The sequence below is a fragment of the Afipia massiliensis genome, assembly GCF_001006325.2.
GTDB lineage: Bacteria > Pseudomonadota > Alphaproteobacteria > Rhizobiales > Xanthobacteraceae > Afipia > Afipia massiliensis_A.
In genome coordinates this window covers 3,464,069-3,482,808 of the sequence record NZ_LBIA02000001.1, presented here as the reverse complement: position 1 = coordinate 3,482,808, position 18,740 = coordinate 3,464,069, and the positions used below count along the sequence as shown (strand labels likewise).

Genomic DNA, 18,740 nt, shown 5'->3' with positions numbered 1-18,740 from the left:
CGCACTCTTTCACGCAAGCCGCGTGTTTACAGCCTCCAGCACAATTCTGTTATGACAATCCGCAAACGAAAATTCATCGGAACCATCGGCCTTCTGGTGCTGGTCATTGTCTGGTCGCTGGCGGGCATGGCAATCGCCCAGACGCCTTGGCTGGCCGCATCGAAACTGGCTCAGGCGATCTTTTACGTGGTCGCCGGTCTGGGCTGGGTCCTCCCCGCGATGCCTCTGATCGCATGGATGTCGCGGCCGGATCCTCAGCCGTAGTTTGCGGCAAGTTCCGGCGTTTGCGGTTTCGGCGCCCTGCTGGTGAGACCCGAAAGGACCACACGCAGCGCGCGGAGTGAGCTTCGCCGTCCGTCCCAGGCGATCCTCGGCAAAGCCATCAGATCCGACTGACCGTCTGACCGCACAACTCCCTGCCCTGCGGACACCGCGCTGGCGAACCCCGCCTCCCGGGCCAACATCATTTCGCGGGGACCGAAACAATCTCGTCCGCCAAACGGATAGGCAAAATGCCGGCACGGACCATCGAGCGCGGTTTCCAGCACCGTCCGGCCCATGGTCATTTCTCTCAGGGCCGTTGTGCCCTTTGCACGCGCGAGATTTGGATAGTTGACGGTCGCACTTCCGATGGTCGCCTGCGGATCGCGCGCCAGCTTGACGAGATCCTGCCAGTTCATCGCTGCGCCCTGCGAAGCCGCGTAGAGGTCCACGCCGTAACGGCCGCACAGGTCACCGATTGCAATAGCGACATCGTCGGGCGACAGGGTCATCATCCAGGCGTGCAGCACACCATAAAGCTGATACTTTTCCGCGAGGCTGGCTGCGAAGAAGTGCCGTTCGGTACGATCCATCACGAGCCCAATCCGGGCATTGCGCGCGACAACCTGCTCCAGCGCGAGCCACCACGCCTTGCCGATCCCGTCGATAAAGCCGGTAGGAAGATACAGCGCGAACGGCACGCGGTGACGCGACAACACCGGATAGGCGAAGGTCATGAAATCGCGATGGCCGCCATCGAACGTCAAACACAAGAAGCGGCGTGCAAGGGCAGCCTGCCGGGAGCGTTCAGCCGCCTCATCAATGGACACAAAGTCAAGTTTCCAGCGTTTCAGCGCCGAGATGGCTCGATCGAGGAATTCAGGGGTGATGTCGCGCGATCGTAGCGGTTGGAACGGATCGCCGCGCCGCGGCCTGACGTGTTCGAATTTGAGGATGGCGCCGACCCCACCGGTTCTTCGTCCGAAGATATGCGACAGGCCGCTGAAATAAGCCAACTCCAGCCCCATATCCGCAAGCATAGCCCTTCGAAACAGCACGTGTTCATCCTTCTTGCGAGCCGGTGTCCGGTCACGCTCCTATTCTCATTACTCTTTGTTGACATTTCTTTGAATAAGGTCGGCCAAAGCCGCAAATCTCGAAATGCCCAAGAATTCAGGTCCTCTGATGGCCATGGCTGCAGAACTTCACGGCTCCGACGCAAACTCTCCGGCGTATCCCGTTGCGGGCCGTATCGCGCGCGTCGATGTCATTCGCGACATGGCTGCGGCCGAGACGAGTTGGAGAGCGTTCGAAGGAGCCGATTTTCTCGCTACCCCCTATCAGCGCTTCGAGCTTCTCGATGCCTGGCAGCAAAGCGTTGGCAAGCATGAAGGCGCCGCACCCTTCGTCGTCGTTGCCAGCGATGCGAACAATCAGCCGCTGCTGCTGCTCCCGCTCATTATCTACCGAGAGAACGGTGCGAAAGTCGCCCGCTTCATGGGCGGCAAGCATCCGACGTTCAACATGGCGCTGTGGCGTCGCGATTTCGCGGAAACAATCTCTGCAGCCGAACTCAACGCGCTGATCGCGGCCATTCGCATGCAGCCGGATGGCGTCGACGTGCTGGCCTTCACGCAGCAGCCGAAACGATGGCGCAATATCGCTAACCCGCTGTCATCGCTTGCCGCGCAGCCGTCGACCAATCCCTGCCCCATGATGACCATGGTTCCCGGTTGCAAGCCGGAAGAACGCGTCAGCACGTCAACAAGGCGGCGATTGCGCAACAAGGAGCGCAAGCTCCAGGCCCTTCCGGGCTATCGCTATTTCGTCGCAACGATCGACGACGACATCAACCGCCTGCTGGACAGCTTCTTTGTCATCAAGCCGCAGCGAATGGCGCTTTCAAAATTGCCGGACATCTTTTCCGATCCAGCCACCAAGGCGTTCGTTCGTGACGCGTGCATGGCAAAGCTTCCGAACGGCGGACGCGCCATCGAGCTTCACGCACTGGAATGCGAAGCAGAATTGATTTCGATCTTCGCCTGCGTGGCGGACGGCGAGCGGTTTTCAACCATGTTCAACACGTATACGATCTCTGAGAATGCTCGCTACAGCCCCGGCCTGATCCTGCTGCGCTACATGATCGATCACTTCGGCGATCTCGGCTACAGCTCGCTCGATTTCGGCGTCGGGTCGGACGAGTACAAGATGACGTTCTGCAAGGACGACGAACCGCTATCGGATGCCTTTATTCCGCTGACCGCGCGAGGCAAGTTCGCGGCGCTCGGCATGTCGTCGCTGACCCACGCCAAACGGCTTGTGAAACATAATCCCGCGCTCATGCATATGGCGCAACTTCTGCGCAACGCCATCTCGCGCTCATCGTAATCCCGACGCGAAAGCTCAGGCCGCCGCGACCCGTTCGCCCGGCGTGCCGAGGTCCATTGCCTTCAAAGGCGTATCGAGAATGGTCACGCCGATAAAGCCTGACGCGAGCAACTGACTTTTCATCACATCGCGCGCGGACGCAGTTATCGCCGGATCGGGGATGATGACGGCATGAGCCTGCGCAGCGATGACACTCGCAGGCAGGTCTGTCGCAGTGCCCGCATCCAGCACGACAAAGTCATAAGCCCGCGACAGCGCATCGATCGCGAGGTTGATCCTCGGTAGCTGCAGCAGCTGGCGCTGGGAGGTTTCGCGCCCCGCACCGACAATATGAACGCCGGACAGACGATCCTTGGTGATGATTTCGCTGAACGAAGCTGAACCCTGCATCAACTCCGTCAGTCCGGGCGACGCCGGGTCGGTGGACACCGCGGCCAGCGTCGGGGACGCCATTGCAAGATCGACCAGCACGACTTTCGAGCTTCGCGACAGCAGCCGCGCCAGCGTCAGCGCAACCAATGTCACGCTTTCATCCTGATGGGCGCCGATGACGGTGACTTTTCGAGAAGCGTCACCACCCTGACGCAGCATCGCGACCAGACGTTCGATTTCGATGATACCCGCCGGCATTTGCGGATGCGTATCACGTAAGGGCGCCATCGGGGCCCGCACGGCGGCAACCGGGCGCGGCACCGTCATGCGCAACAGTTCTCCCGTGGCAATGTAACCGCCGGTCAGCATCAGCATCGCCAAGGTCGCTATCAGCACGGTCGGAAGCTTTTTCGGAAATGCAGGCGTATTCGACACGATGGCTCGGGAAATGATCCTGCCGTCGGCCGGGACAGCGTCGATGTTCTCGCGGGTGGTCGCCTCGCGATACTTCGCAAGATACGATTCCAGCAGGTCGCGCTGCGCCTTCGCCTCGCGCTCATAGGCCCGCAACTGGACATCCTGACCATTGGTCGATGTCGCCTGACGCTTCAGCTGGTCCAGGCTTCCGTTGAGGCCGTCGGCTCGAGCGCTGGCGATCCGGGCATCGTTTTCCAGCGAACGGGAAATCTTGCTAGCCTCCTCGCGGATTTGGCGATCGATATCCAGTATCTGTGCCTTCAATTCCTTGATGCGCGGGTGCCCACCGAGCAACGTCGATGATTGCTCCGCCAGTTGCGCCCGAAGGGTGACGCGCTGCTCCGACAGACGGCGCACCAGTTCGGAATTGAGAACTTCGGATGCCTCGATCGGCTTGCCGCTCTGAAGCATTTCGCGGATCAAACGTGATTTCGATTCAGCATCGGACTTCAGCGCCCGTGCACTGTTGAGCTGGGTGTTCAACTCGCCGAGTTGCTGGTTCGACAGTGTGGTGTTGTTGGTGCCGACGAAGAGATTGGATTTGGAGCGAAATTCCTCGACCCGCGCCTCGGCATCCGCGACCTTCTTGCGCAGACTCTCGATCTCGACCAGCAGCCACTGCGAGGCGGCCTTCGCCTGATTTTGCCGCGCCGCCTGCTGAAGCACCAGATAGCCATCGGCGATGGAATTGGTGACACGCGCAGCGAGTTCCGGATCGCGCGATTGAAATTCGATCACCATCACGCGCGACTTGTCGACCGCAAAGGCTGTCAGCCGATCGTAGTACGCCTCCAGCACGCGCTCCTCGGGCGTCATCTTGAAAGGATCGCGGCCGAGGCCGAACAGACCAAGAAGCGTCTTGAGCGGCGAAATGCCACGCAGCACCGGATCAAACTCAGGCAGTTCGGCGAGCTTGTTCGCCTTGATCACTTCGCGAGCAAGATCGCGCGACAGCAACAACTGAACCTGACTGGTCACTGCTTCGGCATCGAGGCTGCCGCGGTCTTCCGAGCGCTCGCTATTCGGGCGCAGGAAGACGTTCTCCCGTCCGTCAATCAGGATGCGTGCCTCGGACTTGTATCGCGGCGTGATCATGTTGACGGCAAACAGCGACAGCGCGAACGCGAGCGCGGTGGGCACAATAATCCACATCCGCTTGCGGACCAGCGCCTCCCAGATGGCACGGAGATCGATGTCGCCAAGTTCGGGACTGGCGGCCAGCGCCACAGGCGTAAGCGCAGGTGTGGGTGTGGCGACGACTGGCGCAGAATCCGGCGCGACATCAGCCGTGGCCCGGAACGGCATCTTGCTCATCCAGTCATGCCACAACGAAAAACGCATCGAACACTCTCCACCGAACGCTACTGCACTGAATCGAATGCTGGTCTTCTCCGGCGCGATTACAGTCTATTAAGGTTGCTGCCGGGTTAATCGCAGCGCTCGCGAGCTTGGTTTTGGCTGCAATGCAGCACGCGCGTTACGCTTTATTAACCATGAAAGTCCTTAATCAGAATCTATACTTACTTGGATTTTCCCATGCAGCGCAGCCGCGCGCGCCTCGCCTGTCTTCTCCTTGCGCTCGTGGTGTCGGGCTGCATGCGGACGGCTGCGCCGGTGGCGGTTATCGACAACGGCAGTCTTGATGCGGTTGCCTATGGTCCGGTCCAGCCCGTACGTGCCCTGAGTGTCGCAACAACGCCGGCCCCTCCCATCTACCGCTACGCCGCTCACGACGAACCCTATCGCCTCGACGCCGGTGATCGGCTACGCATCGTCGTCTACGGTCAGGAAGGCCTTACCAACACATACGCGGTTGATGCAGGCGGCTCGATCACGATGCCGCTGATCGGCGCGGTTCGGGCTCGGGGGCTGACGCCGAACGGACTCGCCGCCGCAGTCACGTCCCGCTTGAAGAACGGCTATCTGCGCGAACCATATGTCGCGGTGGAGGTTGAAACGTACCGGCCATTCTTCATTTTAGGTGAAGTCGCCGCGCCCGGCCAATATCCGTATGTCCCGAACATGACGATTGAGAGCGCAGTCGCCATTGCCGGCGGCTTCACGCCGCGCGCCTTGCGAAGCAGCATCAAATTAACCCGGATGGGCGAAGCTGGTACCGCTCAGGCTGTTGTACCGCCTGGTACGCTCCTGAAACCCGGGGACACGGTCGTTGTCGCCGAACGCTGGTTCTGACGATGCCCGACACGCCTGATTCCCCGCTGCGCATTCTGCACGCCGTCCGTGCGCCGGTTGGTGGGATTTTCCGTCACATTCTGGATCTTGCTGTCGGGCAAGCCGAGCGCGGGCATGCAGTCGGCATACTGGCTGACAGCCTCACCGGCGGCGAGCGCGCAGACGCCGCGCTAAAAGAGATCGGCCCCAAGCTCAAGCTCGGTGTCTATCGCCTTGCCATCCGCCGCGAGCCCCATCCCATCGATAGCGTGACGTCCCTGCATTTCCTTCGGCTTGCCCGATCGCTCAAGCTGGATGTGCTGCACGGGCATGGTGCGAAGGCCGGTGCCTTCGTGCGCTTGAAGGGCAAATCGAAGAAGGCGATCCGGGTCTACACCCCGCACGGCGGGTCCCTGCACTATCCACCGGGTACGCTCAAGGGCGGCGTCTATGCGCGGATGGAGCGCGCGCTGATGAACCGGACCGAACTGTTTCTGTTCGAAAGCGCATTTGCGCGCGACACCTATCAGCGCGTGATCGGCAAGCCCGCAGGCCTGATCCGCTGCGTGTTCAACGGCGTGACCGCATCCGAATTCGATCCGGTTCCGGTTTCGGAGGATGCGACCGATCTCGTCTATGTCGGTGAATTCCGCGAGATCAAAGGCGCGGATTTGCTGATTGAGGCCGTTGCCCGGCTTCGGGCCGACGGCAAACCCATCACACTGACACTCGCCGGCGACGGCGAAGAGACCGAGGCCCTCAAGGCGCTCGTCAGCCGCCTGAATGTCGGCGACGCCGTACGGTTCATCGGCCATGTGAGGGCTCGCTTCGGTTTCTCCAAGGGCAAGCTGCTGGTTGTCCCCTCGCGCGGCGACTCGATGCCTTACGTCGTTATCGAGGCCGCAGCCGCCGGCATCCCAATGATCGCCGCCAGCGTCGGCGGTATTCCGGAGATCCTCGGTCCTCACACGGGCGGACTCTTCGTGGCCAACAGCATTGGCGCGATGGCCGACGCGATCGAGAGTGCATTGGCGAACATGGATGCGACCCGCGAACGCGCCCGGAACCTGCGGGAACGCATCTTTGTTCACTTCTCCCAGAAGGCGATGGTCGACGGAGTGCTTAACGGGTATCGCGACGCGTTCAACGCGCGTTAACCTATCTTTATCGAGATAACCAATTCTTCCGATTTGTTGGCTACGCAAGAGGCTGGGAACCTTGGTTCCCCTTGGCCTGTCGCTACATGACGGCAAGCAACGGAAATTTTGCCGTGGAACCGATCGACGTCCGGACGATGATGAACGCTGCCACGGGAGCAGCCACGATGAGCGCTGCCGATGGCGCGCCTCGGCTGGAGCGCCGCAAGCGGCTGTCGCCAGCCGCCCTAGCGGTGACCAATGAAAAGGTCAGCAAGGCTTATTCGACGGTCGTCATCAGTGGCGTCGTACGGATCGTTGATTTCCTGCTGCTCAGCGCTGTCGGGCTCGGATTGTATTTCTGGTACGTGATGCCGGGCGCCAGTTTTTCCTGGCAGTATGCCGCTGCCGTGTTCGGCGTAGCCGCCTGCGCAGTGATTAGCTTCCAGGCCGCTGAAATCTACGACGTGCAAGTCTTCCGCGGACAACTGCGCCAGATGACGCGCATGGCATCGTCATGGGCGCTCGTTTTTCTGCTGTTCATCGGCGCATCGTTTTTTGCAAAGCTTGGCGACACGATCTCCCGTGTCTGGCTCTCGGCGTTTTTCGTTGTCGGATTGTCCGCGCTGTTTGCGGACCGGCTGGTGCTGCGTGCACTGGTTCGCCGCTGGGCCCGTGAAGGCCGGCTCGACCGGCGCACGATCATCGTCGGTTCCGACGAAAACGGCGAAAATCTGATCCGCGCACTCAACGCGCAGGACGATTCCGATATTCAGATACTCGGCGTGTTCGACGACCGTAACGATTCCCGCGCGCTGGAAACCTGCGCCGGTCAGCCAAAGCTCGGCAAGATCGACGATATCGTTGAATTCGCCCGCCGCACCCGGATCGATCTCGTGCTGTTCGCGCTGCCCATCTCGGCCGAAACCCGCATTCTGGAAATGCTGAAGAAGCTGTGGGTACTGCCCGTCGATATTCGTCTGTCGGCGCACACCAACAAGCTGCGCTTCCGTCCGCGCTCCTACTCGTATCTCGGCAAGGTCCCAACCCTCGACGTGTTCGAACAACCGATCACCGACTGGGACATGGTCTTGAAGTCGGCGTTCGATCGCGTCGTCGGCGCGATCATTCTCGTCCTGCTTGCGCCGGTCATGGCGCTCGTCGCACTGGCGATCAAGCTCGACAGTGCAGGTCCGGTGCTGTTCCTGCAGAAACGCTACGGCTTCAACAATGAACGCATCGACGTTTACAAGTTTCGCTCGCTGTTTCACGATCAGGCCGATCCACTGGCCTCGAAGGTCGTGACCAAGGGAGACACGCGTGTCACCCGGGTCGGCCGCTTCATTCGCAAGACCAGTCTTGACGAGTTGCCGCAGCTGTTCAACGTCGTCTTCAAGGGTAATCTCTCGCTGGTCGGTCCGCGCCCGCATGCGGTGCAGGGCAAGCTGCAGAGCCGCCTGTTCGACGAGGCCGTCGACGGCTACTTCGCACGCCATCGCGTCAAACCCGGAATCACCGGCTGGGCGCAGATCAACGGCTGGCGCGGCGAGGTCGATACCGACGAAAAGATCCAGAAACGTGTCGAGTTCGATCTTTACTACATCGAGAACTGGTCGGTCCTGTTCGACCTCTACATCCTCTTCAAGACGCCGTTCGCACTCATCAAGGGTGAGAACGCATACTGATCAGGATGCTGGAAAGCGCGAAGCGCTTTCTGGCGTCGTGCTCAAATCACTGACCTGACGCGCAGAAGGCGCGAAGAGGATTCCGGTTCGCATGGCTTCACTTGCCGCGACAGACTACGTTCTCCCCGCCACCGTGACGCCGCCCCGCATCGCGGCGATCCAGCGTGCGTTGATGTGGGCCGTCGGCGTCGGTGGAGCGATCGTTTTCATCGAACCAAGTCCATACGAACTCGTCACGCTGGCATCGGTCATCTTCTTCTTTGCCACCGGCTTGCGGATGCGCCCGGTCTTCATTCCGCTGTTGATCCTGCTGTTCCTTCTCAACATGGGCTATACGATCTGTTCCATCTACCTGCTGGACAAAAAGGAAGTTCTGAACTGGATTCTCACGTCCTGGTATCTCGCCATCACAGCCCTGTTCTTTGCGATGGTTCTGTCCGAGGACACCGCCGACAGGCTTGAGTCCCTTCGCCGCGGCCTGATACTTGGGGCCCTGCTCGCGTCCCTCGCCGGCATCGCCGGATACTTTCATCTCGCGGGGAGCGGCGGTTACGATCTCTTCACGCTGTACAGCCGTGCGCGCGGGACGTTTAAGGACCCTAACGTGCTGGGCGCCTACCTGATCCTGCCGGCGCTGTTCCTGCTGCAAACAGTCGTAACACAATCTTTCTGGAAGTCATTCCGCAGCGCGATTGGGCTGGGAATTGTCAGCCTCGCCGTGCTGCTCGCCTTCTCGCGCGCGTCCTGGGGCCAGTTGGTGGCTTGCTCGGGCTTCATGCTGATGCTGATGTATATGACGACGCCTTCGCAGGCCCAGCGCACCCGCATCGTGACCGTTGCGATCGCCGCGGCAATCTGTGCGGCACTGCTTCTCGTCCTGCTGCTGTCGTTCGACTCTGTCAGCGGCCTTTTCAAAGAACGCGCCAGCTTTAATCAAACCTACGACAGCGGCCGCTTCGGACGTTTCGGGCGCCACGCGCTCGGCTTCCAGATGGCCCTCGAACTTCCGCTCGGGATCGGCCCTCTTCAATTCTCTAATTACTTTCCCGAGGACACCCACAACTCTTTCCTGAATGCGTTCATGTCGGGCGGCTGGATCGCAGGGGTCTGCTTTCCCGCGCTCGTATTCATCACCGTGATTATGGGTTTCAAGCTGATCTTCGTGCGCGTGCCATGGCAGCGAACATATCTCGCGATCTTTTCCGCGTTCTTTGGCACCGTCTGCGAAGCCTTCGTCATCGACATCGACCATTGGCGCCATTTCTGGATGATGCTGGGCATCATGTGGGCGATGTTCGCGGCGGCGCATGCCTATACGTATCGCGCACGAACACCGGACGCTCCCTGATCTGAAAAAATTCCGCGCCTGTTCCGCAAAATGTTCCGTATGAACGGCTGTTCACGCAACAGCGCGTTTCCGGGCGGAACAGAGTTGGTCGCTTCTCGTTAAAGCCCCGGGCAGTAACAAGGAGGATGACATGAAGACCAAGCTTTTGATGACCGTCGCGACGGCCGCCCTGATCGGCAGCGCGGGGTTGGTCTCGGCTCAGGCGCCGACCAATGCACCGAACGCTCCTGCCGCATCGCAGCCCGCACCGTCCGCCGGCGCGCCTGCTGAAAGGGCCGCGCCGATGAATCGCGAAGCACCGGCCGGCGAGATGAAGGGTCAGCGCGCGCAGGACAAGGACGGAATGAAGTCGAAGGGCGCGGAAACGACCCGCGATCCGAAGGGGGGCAAGGCAGCGTCCGAGACGAATATGGATAAGTCGAAGGACGGCATGAAGGCCGACCGGAAGAATGCCGCGGAAAAGGACGGCATGAAACCCGACCAGAAGGATGCGGCCGAGAAGGACGGCATGAAGTCCGATCAGAAGAATGCTTCCGACAAGGCTGGAACCACGACTGGCCAGGCCGGCGCCGGCGCGAAGCTGTCAACCGAACAGCGCACGACGATCCGCACGTCGATTACCAAGCAGAACATCAAGCCTGTGACGAATATCAACTTCTCGATCTCGGTCGGCACGCGGGTTCCGCGGACGGTCACTTTCCACCCGCTTCCTGCTGAGGTCATCACGATTTATCCCGCTTGGCGCGGATATGAGTTCTTCCTCGTCAATGACGAAATCATCGTCGTGAACCCGCGTACGCTTGAAATCGTTGCCGTGCTCGAAGCGTAAGCTGAACAGAATACACGACAAAAAAAGGGCCGGTCTCATCGACCGGCCCTTTTTTCACGACAGCATGAGATACGGCCACCGGAGATTCAGCGCAGCCTTCCCCGCGCAACGTCGTAGGTCCAAGAACGACGGCCGCTGCTGAAGACCACCCGCCTGAACTGCAAGGCCCTGGCCTGCTCCGGAATCTTCGCTGTCTCAACCAATTGCATGGCCATCTGCCGAGTCATCTGCGGCGACACAAAGCGGACCGTACTGTTTCCGCGGCCCGAAGCGACAACCTTCATTCCATCATCCCGCATCCGTTGTCCCATCTCGTGGGCATAAAGTTCACGGTTGGCGACGGCGGCGATCTGAACGGATGGCTGGAGAATTGCGTATTGGATCATGCGCATGGCATTGGCCATATCAAGCGCCGGCGCATTTGCCGGATCTGCAGCGGCGGCCATTTGAAGGCGCAATTCCATGCTCCGGAATGTAGACAGCGATACCGGCGTCTTATTCCTGCTTCGCCTTGAGTTTTCATAACTCGTCTTCAACGCTGTTGCTTCTGCAAGCAGCGCGTCAAGGGCGGCTTTGTTATCGGCAGCTTTTTGCTCCGCCGGGGACAACGGAACTGGTGCTGGAGCGGGCGTCGCCTCTGCCGGCTGAACCGGCGCGGCATTGATCGGCTCAGACTTCGACGGAATCGCGCCTGTGGCTCGAGTAGCCGCGTCCTGCTTGTCGGTTTGCGTGGTTTGTGCGCCGGGCGTCGTCGTCGTCGTTTGGCCCAAGACGAGCCCGCCGGAAACCATGGTGAGCGAGATCAACGAGAAGAAAGCAATGCTCTTGCGTCGCAACACGTTCGCACCCAATCGTTCGGGATCGATGCCAAATATTGATCGACACCTTGCAACGCATCAAGCGGAGTTTTGTTCGGGCAGACGTGAAATATTTTGCGTTTAAGCGGCCCTCGATGAAAGGCCCGGCGACCTTTCGATAGCCGGGCCAGTTTAAGACGCAAGTCAGGGAGACCAACGCCGCAGTGCGCTCATTGCAAGATTTCAAAAAGTCCCGCCGCGCCCATGCCGCCACCGATGCACATGGTCACCACGCCGTACTTGGCCTTACGACGGCGGCCCTCAATCAGGACGTGACCGGCCAGACGCGCGCCGGTCATCCCGTAGGGGTGTCCCATCGAGATCGAGCCGCCGTTGACGTTGAGCTTTTCCGGGTCGATCCCCAGCTTATCCCGGCAATAGATGACCTGAACGGCGTAGGCTTCATTCAGTTCCCACAGATCGATATCGTCGATCTTGAGGCCGTGCCGCTTCAGAAGACGGGGGATCGCAGCCACCGGGCCGACACCCATCTCATCCGGTTCGACGCCCGCGGCGACAAAACCACGGAAAATGCCAAGCGGCTTGAGCCCCTTCTTTGCGGCGATCTTGTCGCTCATGATGACGCAGGCCGACGCACCGTCCGATAACTGGCTGGCATTACCCGCGCTGATGGTCTTGCCTTCAAACACCGGCTTGATGCTGGCGAGACCTTCGGCGGTCGTATCCGGCCGTGGTCCCTCGTCCTTGGTCAGCGTGATGTCCTTGAACGAGACCTGCTTGGTCTCCTTGTCCATCACCGCCATCTTGGTCTTGAACGGCACAATTTCGTCGTTGAACCGGCCGCCCTGAATGGCTGCGCCGGTCCGGCGCTGACATTCGAGACTGTATTCGTCCTGCTTGTCGCGAGGAATATTGTAGCGCGCCGCGACCACTTCGGCGGTTTCCAGCATCGACATGTACATATCTGGCTTCATCACCATCAACTCGTCGTCGACCGCGTGAAATCTGTTCATGTGATCGTTCTGAACGAGGCTGATCGATTCAATGCCACCGCCGATAGCGATTTCGACACCGTCCAGCATGACCGAACGGGCGGCGACAGCAATCGCCTGCAAACCAGACGCGCACTGGCGATCGATTGTGGTACCGGCGACAGTCACCGGAAGCCCGGCGCGAATTGCGCCCTTGCGCGCGACATTCATCACCATGGTGCCCTGCTGCTTGGCACAGCCCATCACCACGTCCTCGACCTCGCCCGGCTCGATCCCGGCACGCTTCACCGCCTCAGCCATGACATGGCCCGCCATCGTCGGGCCTTCAGTGTTGTTCAGTGCGCCCCGATAGGCCTTGCCGATACCGGTGCGGGCTGTGGAAACAATAACTGCATCTACCATTCGGTGACCTCCGGGATGTGAGCCGACCCAATCAGGTTTGCGCGCGGGCTCTATGTGAATGCTCACATTATATGATGGTTATCATTTAATAGAAGCGCGCTTGACATCAGCAAGGCTGCCATGCCGAAAATTCCGCAATGTTGCGATCAAAGGTCAGCTTGCGCGGGCGTAGCGCAGCAGGTGATAGGTCGGGTCGCCGAATTGGATGTTGATCGATGCGATGCGCTTGAAATAGTGACCGACGTTCAATTCGTCGCTCATGCCCATGCCGCCATGGAGCTGGATCGCCTGTTCGCCGACATAGCGCGCCGCTTCGCCAATCTTGGACTTCGCACCTGAAGCAAGTTTGGAGGCCTGCTGATCGCCCTCAGCCATGGTCAGGTTCAAGTGCTGAGACAGCGACGTCGCCTCCTCCAGAGCAATGAACATATCCACCATACGGTGCTGCAACACCTGGAACGTGCCCAGCGCCACGCCAAACTGTTTGCGCGTCTTGGTGTATTCCAGCGTCGCGGCATTGAGTTCGCCCATGGCGCCAGTGGCCTCAGCGCACAGCGCCGCAATGGCACGGTCGCGGCACGCTTCCAGAGCCGCGACACCCTTTCCTTCCGCCCCGAGCAGCCGGTTTGCAGGAACGCCGACATCTTTCAAGGTGATTTCAGCCGCACGCCGCCCGTCGATGGTCTTGAAACTCTGCAAGTGAAGCCCCGCCGATTGCCGGTCGACGATGAACAGGCTGACACCGGCATGGTCGCGCGGGCCGCCCAGGGTGCGCGCCGATACAATCAGCTTGTCAGCCCATGGCGCTCCAATCACCGCTGCCTTCGCGCCGTTCAGAACATATGTGTCACCGCTGCGCTTCGCAGTCGTCGAAACATTGTTGAGATCGTAGCGCGACCGGCCTTCGGTCCAAGCCAGCGCCCAGATCGCCTCACCCGTCATGATTGGCGGCAGAAATTCCTCGCGCTGCGCGTCGGACCCTGCGTGTTCGATCAACCCGCCTGCCAGCACGACGGTCTCGAAGAAGGGCTCGACCACGAGATGCCGGCCGAACTCCTGCATCACGATCATCGTCGCCAGCGGTCCGCCGCCCAGGCCGCCGGCTGCTTCGGCAAACGGAGCCGCCAGCAAACCGAGTTCTGCGAAGGCGTTCCAGTGCTTTCTACTCCAGCCCTCTTCCGTCGCGACGATCTTGCGGCGCGTATCAAAATCATAGTGGTCACGCAGCAGTTTCTGAATGCTGCTGCGCAGGAGTTCCTGTTCTTCCGTAAATTCAATATCCACCGGATGCCTCGTGCGACGCTGTTACAGACCAAGCACCGCTTTTGCGATGATGTTGCGCTGGATCTCGTTCGATCCGCCGTAAATGCTGAGCTTGCGCGAATTCAGGTACTTCTCCGGCGCGGTGTGACCATCGTCCGGCCCCGGCATGAAGATGTTGGCGCTGACCGGATGCTCGCGCAGTGCGAGACCGTAGTTGCCGATGGCCCTGTGGGTGAGATCAGTGATGCGTTGAAAGATCTCCGTGCCCCTGATCTTGAACAGCGATGCAGCCGGCCCCGGATTGATCCCGCGCGACATTTGCGCAATCACGCGAAGCTCGGTGGCCTCGAGCGCGAGAACGTCGAGTTCGACGCGAGCGATGTCCTTGGTGAACTCGCCGAAGGCTGGATCGTCTTCGCCGATTTCGGTCTTCACGATCTTCTTGAGCTTGTTCAGGTAGCGGGTCGAGCGGCCGATGCCGGCCATGCTGGTGCGCTCGTTGCCGAGTAGGAACTTCGCGTAGGTCCAGCCCTTGTTCTCCTCGCCGATCAGATTCTCGACCGGAACACGAACATTCTCGAGGAAAACGTCGTTGACCTCGTGCGAACCGTCGATGGTGATGATCGGACGCACGGTGACGCCCGGTGTCTTCATGTCGATGAGCAGGAAGGAAATGCCCGATTGCGGCTTGGCGCTGGGATTAGTGCGAACCAGGCAGAAGATCCAGTCGGCGTGCTGCGCCAGCGTGGTCCAGGTCTTGTGACCATTGACAACGTAATGATCACCCTCACGTACCGCCTTGGTGCGGACCGAGGCGAGATCGGACCCCGAGCCTGGCTCCGAGTAACCCTGGCACCACCAGTCCTCGCCAGACAGAATACGCGGCAGGAACTTCCGTTTCTGCGCGTCGCTGCCGTAAGTGTAGATAACCGGCCCCACCATCGTGACGCTGAACGCGAGCGGCGGCAGCGTACCGGCGCGCGTGGTTTCCTGCTCCCAGATAAAGCGCTGCGTGATCGACCAGCCGGGTCCGCCATACTCCTTTGGCCACAACGGCGCGATCCAGCCCTTCTTGTGGAGAATTTTGTGCCAGAGCATCGACTGCTCCTTGGTCAGATCCGTTTCCGGGTTCGGCACGCGCATTTCCTGCGGATAGTTTTCCGCGATGAACGCCCTCACCTCATCCCGGAACGCCGCATCCGCGCTGGATAGCTTCAGCTCCATCGGACAGCTCCCGTTACCACTTCTCGCCGAATGGGCGGATTTCGGTTTCGAACGTCCAGGCATCCCGTGGCTGCTGATAGAGCTGCCAGTATGTTTCAGCGACAGCCGCGGGGCGCATCAGGCGGTTCGGATCGAGATTCTCGATCGCCTCCTTGCCTTCGCGGTTGGCGATCAGTTGGCGCACCCATTCGGTATCGACGCTGGAATCGATGATGAGATGCGCGACATGGATGTTCTTCGGTCCAAGCTCGCGTGCGATCGACTGCGCGACGGCACGCAGACCGAACTTGGCGCTGGCGAAGGCGGCGAAACCCGACCCGCCACGCAAGCTCGCGGTCGCCCCGGTAAAGAAGATAGCTCCCTTGCCACGCGGCAGCATCACGCGAGCCGCTTCGCGCCCTGCGAGGAATCCGGAATAGCAGGCCATTTCCCAGACCTTCCGGAAAACGCGTTCCGTCGTATCGAGAATCGGGAAATTGACGTTCGCGCCGATGTTGAAAATGCACGCTTCAAGCGGCGCATGTTTATCGGCATCGGAAATGAATGAAATCATCTCCTCTTCCTTGCGTGCATCGAGCGAGCGGGCAAACACCGTACCGCCTGCCGCCTCGATCTCCTTGACGAGGGGGACGAGTTTCTCGCCTTGACGTCGACCCGCAAAGACAGTGAACCCCTCCGATGCAAATTTCTTGGCGATCTCGCCGCCGATGAAATCACCGGCGCCGATCACGGCCACGGTCGCGTTTCGTTTCTGCAAGGCTTCCTCCTGGATGTGAGATTCCGAAAATTGCGACCAGTCTCGCGCTTGACCGCGCAAACGCTCGCGTCACGTATTGCGAATGGATTCCGCGAGCTTGTGCTTGAGAATTTTGCCTGTGGACGTCGCGGGCAACGCCTCTAGCACGATGATCTGAGACGGCCGCTTGTACGATGTGAGCTGCGGGCTGACATATGCCATCAGCTCGGAGGGCGTAACCTTGGAGCTATTCAGCAGCTGGACAAACGCGACGACCTCCTCGTTGCCATCGACCGGGCGCCCAACCACAGCGGACTGAACAACGGCGTCGTGCGAGTTGAGTACCGCCTCGACCTCAGCGGGATACACGTTGAAGCCGGAGCGGATGATCATTTCCTTGCTACGGCCTACAATAAACAGCGCACCTCCCTCTAAGCGGGCGAGATCGCCCGTGAGGAACCAGCCGTCTGCATCGATGGCTTTCGCGGTCAGATCGGGCGCTCGATAGTATCCCAGCATGACGTTGCGGCCACGCACGTGCAACTCACCCACCGATCCATCGGTGATGATCTTGCCGTCACGGCCGACGATGCGGCTCTCAACACCCGGCATCACGGCGCCGACAGACTGGTCTGTTCGTGGCGATTCCAGCCGCACACCGGAAATGCCGGGCGATGTCTCAGTGATCCCGTAGGCGTTCAGGAGCGGGATACCAAGCTCTGCCTCGACCCGAGTTTTCAGATCAAGGTCGAGCGGCGCACCAGCCACGGCAATCAGCCTCAGCGAGCCCCTGTCCAGCTTCGAGAGACCCGCGACTTGTTTGTACTCGAGCAGGCGCTGATAAGTCGCCGGAACACCGTTGACGGTCGTAATTCCCTCTTCCGCAATGTGCCTGGCAAACGCCGCCGGGTCATACTTGCTGACGAGCCGCGCTGTGGCACCCGTCAATAGCGTCATCACGATGAGCGACACACCGACAATGTGCGTCATCGGCAGCACAACGTAGACTTTGTCCTTGCTGGTCATGTTCCTGAGCAGCGCGGTGCCCTTCGCGCTGAACAGCAGATTCCCGTGAGTCAGCATCACGCCCTTCGGCGTGCCGGTGGTGCCCGAAGTGTAAATCAGGACGGCGACCTGTCTGGTGGAGTCGGCGTGAACCGGCTCGGGTTCGGTGGCTTCGTTCAGCGCGGTCATGCCGATGCCGGCAAGAGGGCCAACATCTTTGACGGTGGCGTCGAGACGGGCCGCGTGGGCTGCGGCCTCGGCGGAAACCTTTGTCGTGAAGAACATGCGGCGCGTGCCGCTATGATCGCGAATCTGGTCCAGCTCCCGCGGCGACAGTCTTGGATTGGCGACGATCACCCAAGCGTCCAGCCGGCTTGCAGCCAGCATCAGACACGCCATCTCGGTGCAATTCTCGCTAATCAGCATCATGCGATCGCCGGGCCGTACACCGAGCGACTGCAAGGCAGATGCTGTCGATTCAACCGCATCTGCCAGTTGACGGTAAGACCACGTTCGCGAATCGTCGATCAAAGCCGGATAATCCGGCGTCTGCGCAACTGCGCGGTCCATCGCCTGATGCAACCGCTCCGGCAGACCATGCAAGATCTCATGAATTTCGCTATCGCCGACTTCAATCGCTTCCGCTGCGCTGTCCAATTCAACCTCCCCGGCAATGTCCGGCCGCTTCACGGGGCGGCCTTTCGACTGGCGCAAAGTAACGTTCTTTTTTAGAACTAGTCAATCGCATTGGTGCAATGCACAGAAATTAAACTCTCCGAAGATCGTTCTCGCATCGTGCTCAGTGCCGAATTGCGGCGATTGCCGTTTACAACACACCTTAAGGCGGTTATGAGAGAAAGTACCAAATAAGAACTGTATATGGAGGTTGGCGTGGCTCAAGGTGGCGTGGTTTTGCTGGTTGGTGCGGGCGACGCCATCGGCGCGGCGGTCGCGCGGCGATTTGCCAGAGGCGGATACAAGGTCTGTGTCGCGCGCCGCGAAGCAGTCAAATCCCAGGGCCTCGTCGACGAAATGAAGGCGGAAGGATGTGAGGTTCACGCTATCAGCGTTGACGCCCGTCAGGAAGCCGATGTGCAGGCCATGTTTGCGCGCATCGAGAAGGAAATCGGCCCGATCGAGGTCTGCCTGTTTAACGCAGGGTCCAACGTCAACAAGCCGCTGCTTGAAACCACCGAGAAGCTTTTCTTCAAGGCATGGGAACTCGCCTGCTACGGCGGATTCTTGGTTGGACGCGAAGCGGCGAAATACATGATGCAACGCGAACGCGGCACCATTCTGTTCACAGGCGCCACTGCGAGCGTGCGTGGCGGAAAGGGCTTTGCAGCCTTCGCGTCAGCGAAGTTTGCGCTGCGCGCCGTGGCCCAGTCGATGGCCAGAGAACTCGGGCCGAAGAACATTCACGTCGTTCACCTGCTGATCGATGCCGCCGTCGATAGCGAGGCGATCCATCAGCGCATGAAAGCCGCGAAGGGTATCGACGCCAGCGACATCCCCGCTGACAGCCTGACCAAAACGGATTCCATTGCGGATGCATATTGGTTCGCGCATCAGCAGAAGCGCGACGGCTGGACTCACGAACTCGATCTGCGCCCCTCCGTGGAGACCTGGTGA

16 protein-coding genes are annotated in these 18,740 nt (G+C 60.2%); 8 read left to right on the top strand and 8 right to left on the bottom strand.

The features are described 5' to 3' along the window. The first annotated feature begins 51 nt into the window (after positions 1-51). On the top strand, positions 52-264 hold the full coding sequence (locus tag YH63_RS16825; protein ID WP_046826613.1) for a DUF2842 domain-containing protein: 213 nt from the start codon (positions 52-54) through the stop codon (positions 262-264). Here the strand turns inward: YH63_RS16825 and YH63_RS16820 are convergent. Next, positions 255-1,301, bottom strand: a complete 1,047-nt coding sequence (locus YH63_RS16820) for a polysaccharide deacetylase family protein (RefSeq protein WP_046826614.1) — start codon at positions 1,299-1,301, stop codon at positions 255-257. The genes YH63_RS16825 and YH63_RS16820 overlap by 10 nt on opposite strands. 145 nt (positions 1,302-1,446) lie before the next feature. Between YH63_RS16820 and YH63_RS16815 the strand changes: the two genes are divergently transcribed. Continuing rightward, complete coding sequence (locus tag YH63_RS16815) at positions 1,447-2,649, top strand: GNAT family N-acetyltransferase (protein WP_046826615.1); 1,203 nt, start codon at positions 1,447-1,449, stop codon at positions 2,647-2,649. 15 nt (positions 2,650-2,664) lie between these two features. Here the strand turns inward: YH63_RS16815 and YH63_RS16810 are convergent, their stop codons facing one another. Beyond that, a complete protein-coding gene (locus YH63_RS16810) occupies positions 2,665-4,839 on the bottom strand; it encodes a GumC family protein (RefSeq protein ID WP_046826616.1) in 2,175 nt (724 codons plus the stop codon). 195 nt (positions 4,840-5,034) lie between these two features. Here YH63_RS16810 and YH63_RS16805 point away from each other — a divergent pair, with 195 nt between their 5' ends. From YH63_RS16805 to YH63_RS16785, 5 genes are all read left to right on the top strand, one after another. Continuing rightward, complete coding sequence (locus tag YH63_RS16805; protein WP_046826617.1) at positions 5,035-5,691, top strand: polysaccharide biosynthesis/export family protein; 657 nt, start codon at positions 5,035-5,037, stop codon at positions 5,689-5,691. A gap of 2 nt (positions 5,692-5,693) precedes the next feature. Next, the gene (locus YH63_RS16800; protein ID WP_046826618.1) at positions 5,694-6,827 is read left to right on the top strand and encodes a glycosyltransferase family 4 protein; all 1,134 of its coding nucleotides are present in this window, start codon (positions 5,694-5,696) and stop codon (positions 6,825-6,827) included. Positions 6,828-6,940: 113 nt separating this feature from the next. After that, positions 6,941-8,491 (top strand): undecaprenyl-phosphate glucose phosphotransferase, encoded by a 1,551-nt coding sequence (locus YH63_RS16795; RefSeq protein WP_046829447.1) that lies wholly within the window; start codon positions 6,941-6,943, stop codon positions 8,489-8,491. A gap of 91 nt (positions 8,492-8,582) precedes the next feature. Continuing rightward, the gene (locus YH63_RS16790; protein WP_046826619.1) at positions 8,583-9,839 is read left to right on the top strand and encodes an O-antigen ligase family protein; all 1,257 of its coding nucleotides are present in this window, start codon (positions 8,583-8,585) and stop codon (positions 9,837-9,839) included. Between the two features lie 130 nt (positions 9,840-9,969). Further along, a complete protein-coding gene (locus YH63_RS16785) occupies positions 9,970-10,668 on the top strand; it encodes a DUF1236 domain-containing protein (RefSeq protein WP_046826620.1) in 699 nt (232 codons plus the stop codon). A gap of 86 nt (positions 10,669-10,754) precedes the next feature. On the opposite strand, the gene YH63_RS16780 is transcribed toward YH63_RS16785, so the two are convergent. The 6 genes from YH63_RS16780 to YH63_RS16755 all read right to left on the bottom strand — a co-directional run bounded on the left by YH63_RS16780 (position 10,755) and on the right by YH63_RS16755 (position 17,765). After that, entirely contained in the window at positions 10,755-11,507 is a 753-nt protein-coding gene (locus tag YH63_RS16780) for a hypothetical protein (RefSeq protein WP_246658074.1), read from the bottom strand. 188 nt (positions 11,508-11,695) lie between these two features. Then, a complete protein-coding gene (locus YH63_RS16775; protein WP_046826621.1) occupies positions 11,696-12,880 on the bottom strand; it encodes an acetyl-CoA C-acyltransferase in 1,185 nt (394 codons plus the stop codon). 153 nt (positions 12,881-13,033) lie between these two features. Next, the gene (locus YH63_RS16770) at positions 13,034-14,164 is read right to left on the bottom strand and encodes an acyl-CoA dehydrogenase family protein (RefSeq protein ID WP_046826622.1); all 1,131 of its coding nucleotides are present in this window, start codon (positions 14,162-14,164) and stop codon (positions 13,034-13,036) included. Positions 14,165-14,185: 21 nt separating this feature from the next. After that, positions 14,186-15,367: an acyl-CoA dehydrogenase family protein gene (locus YH63_RS16765; RefSeq protein ID WP_046826623.1), complete on the bottom strand. Its 1,182-nt coding sequence runs from the start codon at positions 15,365-15,367 to the stop codon at positions 14,186-14,188. Between the two features lie 13 nt (positions 15,368-15,380). Next, positions 15,381-16,124 carry an SDR family NAD(P)-dependent oxidoreductase gene (locus tag YH63_RS16760; protein WP_046826624.1) on the bottom strand — a complete coding sequence of 248 codons (744 nt, stop codon included), beginning with the start codon at positions 16,122-16,124 and terminating at the stop codon, positions 15,381-15,383. 69 nt (positions 16,125-16,193) lie between these two features. Continuing rightward, positions 16,194-17,765 carry a class I adenylate-forming enzyme family protein gene (locus YH63_RS16755; protein WP_349642971.1) on the bottom strand — a complete coding sequence of 524 codons (1,572 nt, stop codon included), beginning with the start codon at positions 17,763-17,765 and terminating at the stop codon, positions 16,194-16,196. 234 nt (positions 17,766-17,999) lie between these two features. On the opposite strand from YH63_RS16755, the gene YH63_RS16750 reads away from it, so the two are divergent. Continuing rightward, entirely contained in the window at positions 18,000-18,740 is a 741-nt protein-coding gene (locus YH63_RS16750; protein ID WP_433995100.1) for an SDR family NAD(P)-dependent oxidoreductase, read from the top strand.

Bases quoted from the DNA above. Each gene is read 5' to 3' on its own strand.
- YH63_RS16825 (WP_046826613.1), top strand. From the start codon at position 52: ATGACAATCCGCAAACGAAAATTCATCGGAACCATCGGCCTTCTGGTG.
- YH63_RS16820 (WP_046826614.1), bottom strand. From the start codon at position 1,301: ATGCTTGCGGATATGGGGCTGGAGTTGGCTTATTTCAGCGGCCTGTCG.
- YH63_RS16815 (WP_046826615.1), top strand. From the start codon at position 1,447: ATGGCCATGGCTGCAGAACTTCACGGCTCCGACGCAAACTCTCCGGCG.
- YH63_RS16810 (WP_046826616.1), bottom strand. From the start codon at position 4,839: ATGCGTTTTTCGTTGTGGCATGACTGGATGAGCAAGATGCCGTTCCGG.
- YH63_RS16805 (WP_046826617.1), top strand. From the start codon at position 5,035: ATGCAGCGCAGCCGCGCGCGCCTCGCCTGTCTTCTCCTTGCGCTCGTG.
- YH63_RS16800 (WP_046826618.1), top strand. From the start codon at position 5,694: ATGCCCGACACGCCTGATTCCCCGCTGCGCATTCTGCACGCCGTCCGT.
- YH63_RS16790 (WP_046826619.1), top strand. From the start codon at position 8,583: ATGGCTTCACTTGCCGCGACAGACTACGTTCTCCCCGCCACCGTGACG.
- YH63_RS16785 (WP_046826620.1), top strand. From the start codon at position 9,970: ATGAAGACCAAGCTTTTGATGACCGTCGCGACGGCCGCCCTGATCGGC.
- YH63_RS16775 (WP_046826621.1), bottom strand. From the start codon at position 12,880: ATGGTAGATGCAGTTATTGTTTCCACAGCCCGCACCGGTATCGGCAAG.
- YH63_RS16765 (WP_046826623.1), bottom strand. From the start codon at position 15,367: ATGGAGCTGAAGCTATCCAGCGCGGATGCGGCGTTCCGGGATGAGGTG.